Source organism: Escherichia sp. MOD1-EC6819 (assembly GCF_002965765.1).
Classification (GTDB): domain Bacteria; phylum Pseudomonadota; class Gammaproteobacteria; order Enterobacterales; family Enterobacteriaceae; genus Escherichia; species Escherichia ruysiae.
Genome location: NZ_PTRG01000013.1, coordinates 58,161 through 73,376 on the forward strand (window position 1 = coordinate 58,161; position 15,216 = coordinate 73,376).

Below are 15,216 nucleotides of genomic sequence, written 5' to 3' on the forward strand. Positions count from 1 at the left end.
CCGGGGCCATGCGCTCCGGTTTACTCAATCAACTTCAACAGTGGCGACAAGCACAGCAAAATGCCGTACAGCAGAATCAGCCAGACTTTTAACCCGCGAAGTTTTTCCAGTTGTGCGACTTTATAGATCAGGAAAAACGGAATGAGGCACGACACAATGCCATATAACGGGCTTCCCAACTGAAAGAACACCAGCACCGATACGCGAAACGAAACCCAAATCGTCAACGTAATGACGATAAAAGCGCAAATTGCCAGAGTCAGTATGCGTGAGTTAATTTTTCGGGTATCAATAATTCGGCTTAACAGATTGAGAATAATGCCTTTAATGGCCTCGTGGAAACCGAGATAAATGCCAAAAAATGCGGTCAGTACAGCAAAGATATTCAACACCGTAGAGGTGATATGAATGATATGCCCAGGGATCACCTGCGCGGCCAGTGCCAGTGCCGAGATATTTTGCTCAAAGGCAGAAACGGCTTCTTCATGGCTAATCGAAAAGGTAAACGAAAAGGCAAAAAACAGGATCACCGCGATGAGCGTGATATAGCTAATCCGATGGGTGCGCAGCGCGAGTCGTGTTGCCAGCACTTTATTTGCTTCTCGTTTGCGGTAGGCAATATTCATCGGGTTAAGCACCTGAATAAATACTGCAGAAAAGAAGCAAAAAGGGATAGTAAGCAGGACGTCGCGAAAGAAGACGGAGGCTTGTGGGAACGCGGTTATATTGGCGAAATTCCAGTGCGGGATCATCGCAAAACCGAACACCACAATAATGCCCACTTTGACCACCACCATCGGGCCGGAAATTTTAAACAATAATCTTTCCCCACCTGACGCGATAGCTACCAGTACGGCGAAAATAGCCACTTTATAAAGTAGGGATTGTGAAAGATCGGCATCGGTCAAACCGAAGGTTTTCAGGTATGAGGCGCTGTCGAAAACCACGGAGAGGGAATAGATAAAAATTCCGTGGATAATCATCAAAAAGTAGATAACGCCGAGAAATATTCCCCAGTTCTTCCCCAGGTAATGACTGATAATATCGGTGTAGTCATTACAGGATTCACTTTCAGATAGTGTTTTTAAATAAATATCTTGCACTACCCAGGTTGCTGGATAAGCAATAATGGCGGCGGTGATAAATACCCAAATTCCCTTCAGCCCAATTTGTACTGGCATCAGCACCGTTCCGGCACCAATTGCCATTCCTATGCATAATAAAACCCAGCCGAAGTCGTATCGCGTAAATGGTAATTTCTGATCGCGTAGTTGTAATGTGTTGTCCTGCATAAAGTCCTGTCCAGAAAGAAGTCAGCCCCGCAAAGATGGTTATCCCCCGTTTCTCTTGCGCAACAGGCGGAGAAGTCGAATACGCAGTGTGCTAAGAATGAGGCAACAGATTCACCGGGGAGAATCGCGAGGAGGCGCAATTCTACAAAATTGCGCATTTCACTACCAGTCTGGTGTCAGAGCGCGGGTAATGCGTACAGTGAAAATTCTGCAAATATGAAAATAAGCTGGAATGTATCGCGCAAAGTGAAAAACAGGCAGATGCCAGGGGCAGAAAGCGTCAGTAGAATCAGCCGCAAGCCGGAGGGTTCCGGTGAGGCGCAATGTTGCGGGGGCTTTATCCCTGGTGGCATTGGTTGCTGGAGAGAGAAAACCCCCGCACGTTGCAGGTATATACCTGACAACATCACGGGGGCTAATCTTGAACCTAGACCGCTTAAGAATAGCCGCGAAACGTTGTCATTACAACACAGGCGGCTATATGACGTTCGCGCAGTTAGGCATGGCCTTCTGGCACGATTTAGCGGCTCCGGTCATTGCTGGCATTCTCGCCAGCCTGATCGTGAGCTGGCTGAATAAGCGGAAGTAACGTGTTGTGCGGGCGTCGGCTGCCGTAATGGCAATTTGCGCCCGGAACAGGCCGCAGGGCTAAAACTCTGCGGCCTTTTTCGTAAGAAAAATGCAACGGCTGCAAGCCGGTAATATTCTGCGGAACGCACTGCACAGAGTGAAGAAGTGGTGGATTTCGAAGCAGAAAAACAGTCGTAGAATCAGCCGCAAGCCGGAGGGTTCCGGTGAGGCGCAATGTTGCGGGGGCTTTATCCCTGGTGGCATTGGTTGCTGGAGAGAGAAAACCCCCGCACGTTGCAGGTATATACCTGACAACATCACGGGGGCCATTCTTGCATCTAGACCATTCAAGAATAGCCGCGAAACGTTGTCATTACAACACAGGCGGCTATATGACGTTCGCGCAGTTAGGCATGGCCTTCTGGCACGATTTAGCGGCTCCGGTCATTGCTGGCATTCTCGCCAGTCTGATCGTGGGCTGGCTGAATAAGTGGAAGTAACATGCCATGCGGGCGTCGGCTGCCGTAATGGCAATTTGCGCCCGGAACAGGCCGCAGGGGTAAAACTCTGCGGCCTTTTTCGTAAGAAAAATGCAACGGCTGCAAGCCGGTAATATTCTGCGGAATGCGCAGCACAGAGTGAAGAAGTAATGGATTTCGAAGCAGAAAAACAGTCGTAGAATCAGCGGCAAGCCGGAAGAGTCCGGTGAGGCGCAATGTTGCGGGGGCTTAATCCCTGGTGGCATTGGTTGCTGGAGAGAGAAAACCCCCGCACGTTGCAGGTATATACCTGACAACATCACGGGGGCCATTCTTGCATCCAAACAATACAAGAATAGCCGCGAAACGTTGTCATTACAACACAGGCGGCTATATGACGCTCGCGCAGTTAGGCATGGCCTTCTGGCACGATTTAGCGGCTCCGGTCATTGCTGGCATTCTCGCCAGTCTGATCGTGGGCTGGCTGAATAAGCGGAAGTAACATGCCATGCGGGCGTCGGCTGCCGTAATGGCAATTTGCGCCCGAACCAGGCCGCAGGGGTGAAACTCTGCGGCCTTTTTCGTGTTTATTGCGGGTATGGCACCCAATCGCCACCGTTCAGGCGAACGTACGGTTTATCCTGATATTGAATCACCACCGCGTTTGAGTTCTCGGATACCGGTGCTGTTTGTGGCAATCCGCTGGTGAGTTTTTTCCAGTCAACATTGTCTTCGGTGAAAATTTTACCGTCGAGAACGCGAACCACCAGATCAGAAATTGCCAGGAAACTGCTTGGTTGGTCGATGACAATCGGTGCTCCCTGGTGTGGTGCCTTCATACCGAAGAATTTCACGCCAACGGGGACGTCTGTGATAGACGGGCTAGGGATATCACGTAAGCCAGATACCTGCATTCTGTCGCCCTTCAGCGCGCCGCCGTGTTCTGGCACCACTACCACCATCACTTTACGACCCGATTTCTCCAGTTCAGTAAAGAATGCGTCCAGTTCATCAAAGAACTTCTGCGCCCGCGCTTTGTAATCCGCTGTTTTGCTGACGCCCGGATAATGGTTGCCATCGTGCAGTGGAAGCGTGTTGTAGAACGTGGCACTACGGCTGTTTTTATCTTTTTCAGTAACGTCCAGCCAGCGGTTAAGTACGGCGGTATCGTCATAAACCGGCGAACCATCAAAGCCCAGCAAAATAACCGGCAGATTCGTTTGATCCATCAATTCTGTCTGCATACCGCCATTTTCGCGCACTTCTTTCAGGAAGCCGCCGAATTGACCGTTATGCCCCATCATCAGATGCTGGGTAAAGCCCAGTTTTGACAAGTTATCGAACAGATAGCAGTCATTATTGGCTGGTTGGTACAGATTGGTGTGCGAAGTTTGTCCACAGCTGGCGCGCAGCAGACGAATAGCCGCCGGGCCGCTGTATGAGGTCGCAGAGTTGAAATTCTTGAACTCAATATCGAAATGCGACCATAACGGATGCGACATTAACCCGGCAGCTTCAATGTCCGACCAGGAGAGTGAGCAGATGTTGATGACCAGCAATTCAAATGGCTGTGCATCTGCCGGAAGCGCGGATGGGAAGGTCGATTTACGTTTCGCTTCGGCGTTATAGAAATTATTCAGCCATGCATTAAGATTCGCGGTTGTCGGCGGCGCGGTTTGCGCAGGCATATCACCCACCACCGGCGTACCGCCTGCGGCTGCGACCGTTGCCGCTGCATTACCGCCCGTCGTTGTCACCGTCGTGGTCGGTTGACCGGCAGGCCACAGGGAGAAACTTGGTTCAGCCAGCGTAAGTACGTTCAGCCATACCAGAATAGCGACGACAAATATGGTGATACGAATCCATTGTGACAGGAACAACCACGCCACTAACAATACAAAAATGGCTCCGATCATCTGCCAGTTAATAAAGCGAGTAACGAGGTCGATTAAATAATCGCTACTGAAACCAGCCACTTGCGAACCCTGACTCATGATGCTTTCCGGGCCTGGCAGCCAGGTGTCATGCCAGAACAATGCAAAACCGATTGGCAGGGCTATCCAGTGGCGTAGACGGTGCAGGCTATAGCGCGGAATAGGCATTAGCAGAAACGCGGCAAACACCAGGTTAAGCAGCGGATGGAAGTTAAGATATCCCGCCCATAACAGGCCAAACTTGACCAGAAAATAGAAGTTCCAGCCAGAAAGGCCGCGCCAGTATTGCCAGAGGGAAGAAGGCATAGCGGTGTTTTGGGTAAATTGAGTCATTTTTTGGTTGCCCTGGCTTTTTCCGCACGGCGTAATGTACCGGCCGGTTTTACATAACGAGGTTTAGCAAATAACAAACGCAAAGTGTCACGAATACGCCGTAGAGAATGCCGCGCCAGATAGCCCAGCGGGAAAAATATCAGTGCGCAAACGATAATAATTTCAACGATATCGCTGATGGTCATCATGATGAACGCTCCACAGCATCATCCAATAATCGCAGTGGTTCAGGTATGCGTCGCCAGTTGCGACCATCGTGTTCGGCATTGATGACTGGCGTGGAACCCTGCGTTAAAGGCAGCGGCATCCCCCATTGTTCCGGGGCGAGTAAACGCATTTGCACCAGCTCGGCGCTGATTTGGTCATCTTCAAACCAGACCATGCGGTTAGAGAAAATGTCGCCAGTAGGTAGTGGGAAGATATGATTCAATGCGGTATCCAGATCGTTAATCCGGCAGAAAGAGAGGAACAGCACCAGTCGATTGCCGCCAATCGTCATAATATCGCCGGTACGATTAGGGCGACACAGCGTCAGAGCTTGTTCAACGCGAATGCCAGGCACCGGGCGCAGAGCCACCAGAACGCCTTTGCCGTGAGCAGGTAACAGGGTGTTATTCATCATATTATTGACCGCGTCACAGAATACATCCCACTTCTGGAACCCCCGCAGTTTAATCGGCTGAGTCATCGACAACAGCGTGGTGATATCTTCCGGTACATAGCGGCTAAACTTCTGTCCCTGCACGCTTTCAATCATTGTCAGACAGCGAGAGAGCGGGGCGTTCCATGGAATAACCATATTTGCGCCGCAGGCCAACAGTAAACGTTCGTCGGTGGCGCGCAGGCTGGCAATATTTTCCCGCACGAGGATTTTCAACGCGCTACCACGCTGGCGACGCAATGTATGAATACTGCGGGCCAGCGGTTCAATTTGCCCATTTTGCTGCAAAGAGAACACGACCGTCGCGGCCTGAGAGGTACGTGCTTCATTGAACAGCGTTTCGTTATTGTCGAATAGCTTCCAGTGTTCCGATAGCGGTGGCGCGCCTTCCAGTACGGCAATATTACTGAGAATACGTTTTTCATCGCTGCGTGGTTGGATCTCCGCCTCTTCGCGCTGAACTAACGCCCAGACGCCATTTTGATGCTGGACGGTCAGTTGCTGACGGGCGCTGACGCCTTTTTCGTTACACCAAAAAGCGATATCCAGCAGATGCTGATCGCCCTGAAAACGCAAACTGGCAAGTCCAAAAAGCGAACGATACTCCTCCAGTAACAATGAAAATTGTTTATCGTTATTGTTTCCGGGATTAATTACCAGCAGTGAACAATGGTTTAGCCTGCACCATTTATTCATTTTTTCCAGCCATAGGCGAAGGCGCTCGGCAGAAATGTTTTGCCATGCGTTATTTGCGCAAACAAGAATGAACAGGTAATTATTGGGAACAACTGAACATTGTAAATCACGGGGCAAATAGTATAGACCTTTTTCATGATTTAGCATTGAAAATAATTTTATTTTTTCTGGTCCTTGAGAATCATCTAATTTGAAAATTTTCTCGGGATCGCTATCCATGCTAATGACCGCGACTTGCGCGGTTTCAGCTTGAGAAGCCATCGTTTGATTCACCAGGCTAATAGCATCTTCTTGACGATCGACGTTAAACCACCAGACGCCGCCTGCTGGCATATGTCGCAGCTCATCCCACAAGGATGAGATACCGATAGAGAATACGGGGTCCACAGTGTCCCTCAAGTCGCCATTTTGTCTGATTATCAGTTTACTAGCGAAAGCTAAGAAATAAACCTACCATTGAAATTAAAACTTATCAGATTTAGCATGTGAATCAATTTAACAGGCCAGAAACCTTGTGATATCAGCCTTTTCGTTTTTTAGTTTTTCTGTTGCGTAACGGAAAGTCAAAAAATGAGCGGGTTTCTGTGCTGCCGTTAGCAATAAAGCGGCGAAATTGTCTTACTGTGTAATATGTTTATTTCATAGGGATCAACCATAATGAATAACAACGAACCCGATATTCTGCCTGATCCCGCGATAGGCTATATCTTCCAGAATGATATTTTGGCGTTAAAACAGGCTTTTTCACTGCCTGATATTGATTATGCCGATATTTCCCAACGAGAACAGTTGGCTGCGGCATTAAAACGTTGGCCGTTATTGGCTGAGTTTGCGCAAAAAAAGTAGGGGTGTGGTGAATGGCCGTTCTGGGATTGCAGGGGATGCGGGGTGGCGTGGGGACGACAACGATTACCGCCGCGTTAGGCTGGTCATTGCAAATGTTGGGAGAAAATGTCCTGCTGGTGGATGCCTGCCCGGACAATTTGCTGCGCCTGTCATTCAACGTTGATTTTTCTCACCGCCAGGGCTGGGCAAGAGCCATGCTGGATGGCCAGGACTGGCGTGATGCCGGGCTACGCTATACCTCACAGCTCGATCTGCTGCCCTTTGGTCAACTGACTCTCGAAGAACACGAGAATCCCCAGCACTGGCAAACACGGCTGGGCGAGATTTGCACCGGTATTCAGCAACTAAAGACCAGCGGACGTTATCAATGGATTTTGATCGATTTACCACGCGACGCCTCGCAGATAACGCATCAAATCATGAGTCTGTGCGATCACACCCTGGCGATCGTCAACGTGGATGCCAACTGTCATATTCGGCTGCATCAGCAGGCACTGCCCGCTGGCGCGCATATTTTGATTAATGATTTTCGTGTCGGCAGCCAGGTTCAGGACGATATTTACCAGCTATGGTTGCAAAGTCAGCGGCGTTTGTTGCCAATGTTGATTCATCGTGATGAAGCGATGGCTGAATGTCTGGCGGCAAAACAACCGTTGGGCGAATACCGTAGCGATGCGTTGGCGGCAGAAGAAATTCTGACGCTGGCGAACTGGTGTCTGTTGAACTATTCCGGGCTGAAAACGCCAGTCGGGAGCGCATCATGAGTATCCTGACCCGGTGGTTGCTTATCCCGCCGGTTAACGCACGTCTTATCGGGCGTTATCGGGAATATCGTCGTCATGGCGCGTCGCCTTTCAGCGCGACGCTCGGCTGTTTCTGGCTGATCCTTGCCTGGATTTTTATTCCGCTGGAGCACCCACGCTGGCAGCGTATTCGTGCGCAACATAAAATCCTGTTCCCTCATATCAACGCCTCGCGCCCGCGTCCGTTGGATCCTGTGCGCTATGTCATTCAGACCTGCTGGTTGCTGGTCAGTGCTTCGCGCAGAGAAACGCCGAAACCGCGCTGGCGGTCGTTTTCACGCTTGCAGAATATTCGTGGGCGTTATCATCAATGGATGGATGAATTGCCGGCTCGCTTCAGCCATAACACGCAACATCTTGATGAGAAAAAAGAGCTGGGACATCTGAGCGCCGGAGCACGGCGTTTTATTCTTGGCATCATTGTGACATTCTCGCTGATTCTGGCGCTGATTTGCGTCACCCAGCCGTTTAACCCGCTGTCGCAGTTTATCTTCCTGATGTTGCTGTGGGGTGTGGCATTAATGGTACGGCGAATGCCGGGACGCTTCTCTGCACTGATGCTGATTGTGCTGTCGCTGACCGTCTCTTGCCGTTATATCTGGTGGCGCTACACCTCCACGCTGAATTGGGATGATCCGGTCAGTCTGGTGTGCGGCTTAATTCTGTTGTTCGCCGAAACCTACGCATGGATTGTGCTGGTGCTCGGCTACTTCCAGGTCGTATGGCCGCTGAATCGTCAGCCCGTACCGCTGCCGAAGGATATGTCGCTGTGGCCGTCGGTGGATATCTTTGTCCCGACCTACAACGAAGATCTCAGCGTGGTGAAAAATACGATTTACGCCTCGCTGGGTATCGACTGGCCGAAAGACAAGCTGAACATCTGGATCCTCGATGACGGTGGCAGGGAGGAGTTTCGCCAGTTTGCGCAAAACGTTGGGGTGAAATATATCGCCCGTACCACTCATGAACATGCGAAAGCGGGCAATATCAACAATGCGCTGAAATATGCCAAAGGCGAGTTTGTGTCGATTTTCGACTGCGACCACGTGCCAACGCGCTCGTTCCTGCAAATGACCATGGGCTGGTTCCTGAAAGAAAAACAACTGGCGATGATGCAGACGCCGCACCACTTCTTCTCGCCAGACCCGTTTGAACGCAACCTGGGACGTTTTCGTAAAACGCCGAATGAAGGCACGCTGTTCTACGGTCTGGTGCAGGATGGTAACGATATGTGGGATGCCACCTTCTTCTGCGGTTCTTGTGCGGTGATCCGCCGTAAGCCGCTGGATGAGATTGGCGGTATTGCCGTCGAAACGGTAACCGAAGATGCGCACACTTCTTTGCGTTTGCACCGTCGTGGCTACACCTCCGCGTATATGCGCATTCCGCAGGCGGCGGGGTTGGCTACCGAAAGTCTGTCGGCGCATATCGGTCAGCGTATTCGCTGGGCGCGCGGGATGGTGCAAATCTTCCGCCTTGATAACCCGCTCACCGGTAAAGGGCTGAAGTTCGCGCAACGGCTGTGCTACGTCAACGCCATGTTCCATTTCTTGTCGGGCATTCCACGGCTGATCTTCCTGACTGCGCCGCTGGCGTTCCTGCTGCTTCATGCCTATATCATCTACGCACCTGCGTTGATGATCGCCCTGTTTGTGCTGCCGCATATGATCCACGCCAGCCTGACTAACTCGAAGATTCAGGGCAAATATCGCCACTCGTTCTGGAGTGAAATCTACGAAACAGTGCTGGCATGGTATATCGCACCACCGACGCTGGTGGCGCTGATTAACCCGCACAAAGGCAAATTTAACGTCACCGCCAAAGGTGGCCTGGTGGAGGAAGAGTATGTCGATTGGGTGATCTCGCGACCGTACATCTTCCTCGTACTGCTCAACCTGGTTGGTGTCGCTGTTGGCATCTGGCGTTACTTTTACGGTCCGCCAACCGAAATGCTCACCGTCGTCGTCAGTATGGTGTGGGTGTTCTACAACCTGATTATTCTCGGTGGCGCGGTAGCGGTATCGGTTGAAAGTAAACAGGTTCGTCGTTCGCATCGTGTTGAGATGACGATGCCAGCGGCAATTGCCCGTGAAGATGGTCACCTTTTCTCCTGCACCGTTCAGGACTTCTCCGACGGTGGGCTGGGGATCAAAATCCACGGTCAGGCGCAGATCCTGGAAGGGCAGAAAGTGAATCTGCTACTCAAACGCGGTCAACAGGAATACGTCTTCCCGACCCAGGTGGCACGCGTGATGGGTAACGAAGTCGGGCTGCAATTGATGCCGCTCACCACCCAGCAACATATCGATTTTGTGCAGTGTACGTTTGCCCGTGCGGATACATGGGCGCTCTGGCAGGACAGCTACCCGGAAGATAAGCCGCTGGAAAGTCTGCTGGATATTCTGAAGCTCGGCTTCCGTGGCTACCGCCATCTGGCGGAATTTGCACCTTCTTCAGTGAAGGGTATTTTCCGTGCGCTGACTTCTCTGGTTTCCTGGGTTGTTTCGTTCATTCCGCGCCGCCCGGAGCGGAGCGAAACGGTACAACCATCGGATCAGGCTTTGGCTCAACAATGATGATAACGCGATGAAAAGAAAACTATTCTGGATTTGTGCAGTGGCAATGGGGATGAGCGCATTCCCCTCTTTTATGACGCAGGCGACGCCAGCAACGCAACCACTGATCAATGCTGAGCCAGTTGTTCCTGCCCAGACGGAACAAAATCCGCAGGTGGGGCAGGTGATGCCGGGCGTGCAGGGAGCGGATGCGCCAGTCGTTGCGCAGAACGGCTCTTCGCGCGATGTGAAGCTGACCTTTGCGCAAATCGCGCCGCCGCCGGGCAGCATGGTGCTGCGAGGTATCAACCCGAACGGTAGCATTGAGTTTGGTATGCGCAGCGACGAAGTGGTGACGAAGGCGATGCTCAATCTCGAATACACGCCATCGCCGTCATTGCTGCCAGTTCAGTCGCAGTTAAAAGTTTATCTCAATGATGAACTGATGGGCGTGCTGCCAGTGACTAAAGAGCAGTTGGGTAAAAAGACGCTGGCGCAAATGCCGATTAACCCACTGTTTATTACCGACTTCAACCGCGTGCGGCTGGAGTTTGTCGGTCATTATCAGGATGTGTGCGAAAACCCTGCCAGCACAACGCTCTGGCTGGATGTCGGACGCAGTAGCGGACTGGATCTGACGTATCAATCACTGAATGTGAAGAATGACCTGTCGCACTTCCCGATTCCATTCTTTGACCCACGCGATAACCGTGCCAACATCTTGCCGATGGTCTTTGCGGGCGCGCCGGATGTTGCGCTGCAACAGGCTTCCGCCATTGTTGCCTCGTGGTTTGGCTCGCGCTCTGGCTGGCGTGGGCAGAACTTCCCGGTACTCTATAACCAGATTCCCGATCGCAATGCGATTGTTTTTGCGACTAACGACAAACGCCCGGACTTCCTGCGCGATCATCCGGCGGTAAAAGCCCCGGTGATTGAGATGATCAACCACCCGGAAAATCCTTACATCAAACTGCTGGTGGTGTTTGGTCGTGACGACAAAGACCTGTTGCAGGCAGCGAAAGGTATCGCCCAGGGCAATATTTTGTTCCGTGGCGACAGCGTCGTGGTGAATGAAGTCAAACCGCTGCTGCCGCGTAAGCCATACGACGCGCCGAACTGGGTGCGTACCGATCGTCCTGTCACCTTTGGTGAACTGAAAACTTATGAAGAGCAGTTACAGTCCAGCGGTCTGGAACCGGCAGCGATTAACGTTTCGCTAAATCTGCCGCCAGATCTCTACCTGATGCGTAGTACCGGTATTGATATGGATATTAATTACCGCTACACCATGCCGCCGGTGAAAGACAGCTCGCGGATGGATATCAGCCTGAACAACCAGTTCCTGCAATCATTTAACCTGAGTAGCAAACAGGAGGCGAACCGCCTGCTGCTGCGTATTCCTGTGTTACAAGGTTTGCTGGACGGCAAAACGGATGTCTCTATTCCGGCGTTGAAGTTGGGGGCGACCAACCAGCTGCGCTTCGACTTTGAGTACATGAACCCGATGCCGGGCGGATCGGTTGATAACTGTATTACCTTCCAGCCGGTGCAGAACCATGTGGTGATTGGCGACGACTCCACTATCGACTTCTCGAAGTATTACCACTTCATTCCGATGCCGGATCTGCGCGCGTTTGCCAATGCGGGCTTCCCGTTCAGCCGGATGGCGGATCTGTCACAAACCATCACCGTAATGCCGAAAGCGCCCAACGAAGCACAGATGGAAACCTTACTGAATACCGTTGGCTTTATCGGCGCGCAGACGGGCTTCCCGGCGATTAACCTGACCGTGACCGATGATGGCAGCACCATTCAGGGGAAAGATGCCGACATCATGATCGTCGGCGGAATCCCGGACAAATTAAAAGACGACAAGCAGATTGACATGCTGGTACAGGCCACCGAAAGCTGGGTGAAAACGCCAATGCGCCAGACGCTATTCCCGGGTATTGTGCCGGACGAAAACGACCGTGCGGCAGAAACTCAGTCAACGCTGACCTCTTCTGGCGCGATGGCAGCGGTGATTGGCTTCCAGTCACCGTATAACGACCAGCGCAGCGTGATTGCTCTCCTGGCCGACAGTCCGCGCGGTTATGAAATGCTTAACGATGCGGTGAACGATAGCGGCAAACGCGCCACCATGTTCGGCTCGGTAGCGGTGATCCGTGAATCTGGTGTTAACAGTTTGCGGGTCGGCGACATCTATTACGTTGGTCATCTGCCGTGGTTCGAACGTTTGTGGTATGCGCTGGCTAATCACCCGATTCTGTTGGCGGTGCTGGCTGCAATCAGCGTGGTATTGCTGGCCTGGGTACTGTGGCGTCTGTTGCGTATCATCAGCCGTCGTCGTCTTAACCCGGATAATGAGTAATTGATGATGAATGTTTTGCGTAGTGGAATTGTGACGATGCTGCTGCTGGCTACCTTTAGTGTTCAGGCAGCCTGCAGTTGGCCTGCCTGGGAGCAGTTCAAAAAGGATTACATCAGTCAGGAAGGGCGCGTCATCGATCCCAGCGACGCGCGCAAAATTACCACCTCCGAAGGGCAAAGCTACGGCATGTTCTTTGCCCTGGCGGCTAACGACCGTGCGGCTTTCGATAACCTTCTCGACTGGACGCAGAATAATCTTGCCCAGGGCTCATTAAAAGAACATTTGCCCGCTTGGCTATGGGGCAAGAAAGAGAATGCGAAGTGGGAAGTGCTGGACAGCAACTCAGCTTCTGACGGCGATATCTGGATGGCCTGGTCACTGCTGGAGGCCGGTCGATTGTGGAAAGAGCAACGTTATACTGACATCGGCAGCGCGTTGTTAAAACGCATTGCGCAAGAGGAAGTGGTGACTGTGCCGGGGCTGGGTTCCATGCTGTTACCGGGCAAAGTGGGTTTTGCCGAGAATAACACCTGGCGTTTTAACCCGAGTTATCTGCCTCCGACGCTGGCGCAGTATTTCACCCGCTTTGGTGCACCGTGGACCACGTTGCGCGAAACGAATCAACGTTTATTGCTGGAAACCGCCCCGAAGGGCTTTTCGCCAGACTGGGTACGCTATGAGAAAGACAAAGGTTGGCAGTTAAAGCCGGAGAAAACGCTGATCAGCAGTTACGACGCTATTCGCGTCTATATGTGGGTTGGCATGATGCCCGACAGCGATCCGCAAAAAGCGCGGATGCTCAACCGGTTTAAACCGATGGCGACATTCACCGAGAAAAACGGCTATCCGCCGGAGAAAGTCGATGTCGCTACGGGTAAAGCGCAGGGTAAAGGGCCAGTCGGTTTTTCTGCGGCTATGTTGCCATTTCTTCAGGATCGTGATGCCCAGGCCGTACAGCGTCAGCGTATTGCCGATAACTTTCCTGGTAGTGATGCCTATTACAACTATGTGTTGACCCTGTTTGGACAAGGCTGGGATCAACACCGTTTCCGCTTCTCGACAAAAGGTGAGTTATTACCTGACTGGGGCCAGGAATGCGCAAATTCACACTAAATATCCTTACGCTTTCCCTCGGTCTGGCCGTGATGCCGATGGTCGAGGCGGCACCAACCGCCCAGCAACAGTTGCTGGAACAGGTTCGTGTGGGCGAAGCGACCCACCGCGAAGACCTGGTGCAGCAGTCGCTGTATCGTCTGGAACTTATTGATCCGAATAACCCGGATGTCGTTGCCGCCCGTTTTCGCTCTCTGTTACGCCAGGGCGATGTTGATGGTGCACAAAAACAGCTCGACCGATTGTCGCAATTAGCGCCGAGTTCAAATGCGTATAAATCATCGCGTACCACAATGCTGCTTTCCACGCCGGATGGTCGCCAGGCACTGCAACAGGCACGATTGCAGGCGACTACCGGTCATGCGGAAGAAGCCGTGGCGGGTTACAACAAACTGTTCAACGGAGCGCCGCCAGCAGGTGACATTGCCGTCGAGTACTGGAGTACGGTAGCGAAAATTCCGGCTCGCCGTAGCGAAGCGATTAATCAGCTAAAACGCATCAATGCGGATACGCCGGGCAATACGGGGTTGCAAAATAATCTGGCGCTATTGCTGTTTAGCAGCGATCGCCGTGACGAAGGTTTTGCCGTCCTGGAACAGATGGCGAAATCGAACGCCGGGCGCGAAGGGGCCTCTAAAATCTGGTACGGGCAGATTAAAGACATGCCCGTGAGCGACGCCAGCGTGTCGGCACTGAAAAAATATCTCTCTATTTTTAGCGATGGCGATAGTGTGGCGGCTGCGCAATCGCAACTGGCAGAACAACAAAAGCAACTGGCCGATCCTAATTTCCGCGCCCGTGCGCAAGGTTTAGCGGCGGTGGACTCTGGCATGGCGGGTAAAGCCATTCCTGAACTACAACAGGCGGTGCGGGCGAACCCGAAAGACAGTGAAGCTCTGGGGGCGCTGGGGCAGGCGTATTCCCAGAATGGCGATCGCGCTAATGCGGTGGTGAATCTGGAAAAAGCCCTCGCGCTGGATCCGCACAGCAGCAACAACGACAAATGGAACAGTCTGCTGAAGGTGAATCGCTACTGGCTGGCGATCCAGCAGGGCGATGCTGCACTGAAAGCCAATAATCCCGACCGGGCAGAACGCCTGTTCCAGCAGGCGCGCAATGTCGATAACGCCGACAGCTATGCGGTGCTGGGGCTGGGCGATGTGGCGATGGCGCGCAAAGATTATCCCGCCGCTGAACGCTATTACCAGCAGACGCTGCGCATGGACAGCGGCAACACCAACGCCGTGCGCGGGCTGGCGAATCTTTATCGCCAGCAGTCGCCGGAAAAAGCCGAAGCGTTTATTGCCTCGCTCTCTGCCAGCCAGCGGCGCAGCGTTGATGACATCGAACGCAGCCTGCAAAACACGCGTTTATCACAGCAGGCAGAGGCACTGGAAAATCAGGGTAAATGGGCGCAGGCGGCAGCACTTCAGCGTCAGCGACTGGCGCTCGATCCCGGCAGTGTGTGGATTACTTACCGGCTTTCGCAGGATCTCTGGCAGGCCGGACAACGCAGCCAGGCCGATACGTTAATGCGCAATCTGGCGCAACAGAAGCCGAACG

At 52.5% G+C, this 15,216-nt stretch carries 13 protein-coding genes; 9 read left to right on the forward strand and 4 right to left on the reverse strand.

Annotated elements, in window-relative coordinates; genetic code table 11:
* Window positions 1-20 precede the first annotated feature (20 nt).
* Window positions 21-1,292 (reverse strand): amino acid permease, encoded by a 1,272-nt coding sequence (locus tag A7Z06_RS18425; RefSeq protein ID WP_001153787.1) that lies wholly within the window; start codon window positions 1,290-1,292, stop codon window positions 21-23.
* Window positions 1,293-1,773: 481 nt separating this feature from the next.
* Here A7Z06_RS18425 and A7Z06_RS18435 point away from each other — a divergent pair, with 481 nt between their 5' ends.
* From A7Z06_RS18435 to A7Z06_RS21755, 3 genes are all read left to right on the forward strand, one after another.
* Window positions 1,774-1,881, forward strand: a complete 108-nt coding sequence (locus A7Z06_RS18435) for a type I toxin-antitoxin system toxin Ldr family protein (RefSeq protein WP_000141666.1) — start codon at window positions 1,774-1,776, stop codon at window positions 1,879-1,881.
* Window positions 1,882-2,254: 373 nt separating this feature from the next.
* Window positions 2,255-2,362, forward strand: coding sequence for a type I toxin-antitoxin system toxin Ldr family protein (locus tag A7Z06_RS21750; protein WP_000141665.1), 108 nt, complete (start codon window positions 2,255-2,257; stop codon window positions 2,360-2,362).
* Window positions 2,363-2,735: 373 nt separating this feature from the next.
* Entirely contained in the window at window positions 2,736-2,843 is a 108-nt protein-coding gene (locus A7Z06_RS21755; protein WP_010345662.1) for a type I toxin-antitoxin system toxin Ldr family protein, read from the forward strand.
* Window positions 2,844-2,928: 85 nt separating this feature from the next.
* Here A7Z06_RS21755 and bcsG read toward each other — a convergent pair whose 3' ends face one another.
* Genes bcsG through bcsE form a run of 3 tightly spaced genes read right to left on the reverse strand, consistent with a single transcriptional unit; the run spans window position 2,929 to window position 6,364 of the window.
* Window positions 2,929-4,608, reverse strand: coding sequence for a cellulose biosynthesis protein BcsG (gene bcsG, locus A7Z06_RS18460; protein WP_105279529.1), 1,680 nt, complete (start codon window positions 4,606-4,608; stop codon window positions 2,929-2,931).
* Window positions 4,605-4,796, reverse strand: coding sequence for a cellulose biosynthesis protein BcsF (gene bcsF / locus A7Z06_RS18465; RefSeq protein ID WP_000988318.1), 192 nt, complete (start codon window positions 4,794-4,796; stop codon window positions 4,605-4,607). Before bcsF ends, bcsG begins: the two co-directional genes overlap by 4 nt.
* A complete protein-coding gene (bcsE, locus tag A7Z06_RS18470; protein WP_001205753.1) occupies window positions 4,793-6,364 on the reverse strand; it encodes a cellulose biosynthesis c-di-GMP-binding protein BcsE in 1,572 nt (523 codons plus the stop codon). Before bcsE ends, bcsF begins: the two co-directional genes overlap by 4 nt.
* 258 nt (window positions 6,365-6,622) lie before the next feature.
* Here bcsE and bcsR point away from each other — a divergent pair, with 258 nt between their 5' ends.
* The 6 genes from bcsR to bcsC all read left to right on the forward strand — a co-directional run.
* Complete coding sequence (bcsR, locus tag A7Z06_RS18475; RefSeq protein WP_001063311.1) at window positions 6,623-6,811, forward strand: cellulose biosynthesis protein BcsR; 189 nt, start codon at window positions 6,623-6,625, stop codon at window positions 6,809-6,811.
* An 11-nt stretch (window positions 6,812-6,822) separates the two neighbouring features.
* Window positions 6,823-7,575 (forward strand): cellulose biosynthesis protein BcsQ, encoded by a 753-nt coding sequence (gene bcsQ / locus A7Z06_RS18480; RefSeq protein WP_000279496.1) that lies wholly within the window; start codon window positions 6,823-6,825, stop codon window positions 7,573-7,575.
* Window positions 7,572-10,190 (forward strand): UDP-forming cellulose synthase catalytic subunit, encoded by a 2,619-nt coding sequence (gene bcsA, locus A7Z06_RS18485; protein ID WP_000025928.1) that lies wholly within the window; start codon window positions 7,572-7,574, stop codon window positions 10,188-10,190. The genes bcsQ and bcsA overlap by 4 nt, the downstream gene beginning before the upstream one ends.
* A gap of 10 nt (window positions 10,191-10,200) precedes the next feature.
* Window positions 10,201-12,540 carry a cellulose biosynthesis cyclic di-GMP-binding regulatory protein BcsB gene (bcsB, locus tag A7Z06_RS18490; protein WP_105279530.1) on the forward strand — a complete coding sequence of 780 codons (2,340 nt, stop codon included), beginning with the start codon at window positions 10,201-10,203 and terminating at the stop codon, window positions 12,538-12,540.
* 6 nt (window positions 12,541-12,546) lie between these two features.
* Entirely contained in the window at window positions 12,547-13,653 is a 1,107-nt protein-coding gene (gene bcsZ / locus A7Z06_RS18495) for a cellulose synthase complex periplasmic endoglucanase BcsZ (RefSeq protein WP_024165122.1), read from the forward strand.
* Window positions 13,635-15,216, forward strand: a 1,582-nt coding sequence (gene bcsC / locus A7Z06_RS18500; protein ID WP_105279531.1) for a cellulose synthase complex outer membrane protein BcsC, incomplete at its 3' end; no start/stop codon positions are given. The genes bcsZ and bcsC, both read left to right, overlap by 19 nt.

What these genes read in the sequence shown, in the direction of transcription:
- bcsZ (WP_024165122.1), top strand. Translation starts at nt 12,547, where the DNA reads ATGAATGTTTTGCGTAGTGGAATTGTGACGATGCTGCTGCTGGCTACC.
- A7Z06_RS21755 (WP_010345662.1), top strand. Translation starts at nt 2,736, where the DNA reads ATGACGCTCGCGCAGTTAGGCATGGCCTTCTGGCACGATTTAGCGGCT.
- bcsB (WP_105279530.1), top strand. Translation starts at nt 10,201, where the DNA reads ATGAAAAGAAAACTATTCTGGATTTGTGCAGTGGCAATGGGGATGAGC.
- bcsF (WP_000988318.1), bottom strand. Translation starts at nt 4,796, where the DNA reads ATGATGACCATCAGCGATATCGTTGAAATTATTATCGTTTGCGCACTG.
- bcsQ (WP_000279496.1), top strand. Translation starts at nt 6,823, where the DNA reads ATGGCCGTTCTGGGATTGCAGGGGATGCGGGGTGGCGTGGGGACGACA.
- A7Z06_RS18435 (WP_000141666.1), top strand. Translation starts at nt 1,774, where the DNA reads ATGACGTTCGCGCAGTTAGGCATGGCCTTCTGGCACGATTTAGCGGCT.
- A7Z06_RS18425 (WP_001153787.1), bottom strand. Translation starts at nt 1,292, where the DNA reads ATGCAGGACAACACATTACAACTACGCGATCAGAAATTACCATTTACG.
- bcsR (WP_001063311.1), top strand. Translation starts at nt 6,623, where the DNA reads ATGAATAACAACGAACCCGATATTCTGCCTGATCCCGCGATAGGCTAT.
- bcsA (WP_000025928.1), top strand. Translation starts at nt 7,572, where the DNA reads ATGAGTATCCTGACCCGGTGGTTGCTTATCCCGCCGGTTAACGCACGT.
- bcsG (WP_105279529.1), bottom strand. Translation starts at nt 4,608, where the DNA reads ATGACTCAATTTACCCAAAACACCGCTATGCCTTCTTCCCTCTGGCAA.
- A7Z06_RS21750 (WP_000141665.1), top strand. Translation starts at nt 2,255, where the DNA reads ATGACGTTCGCGCAGTTAGGCATGGCCTTCTGGCACGATTTAGCGGCT.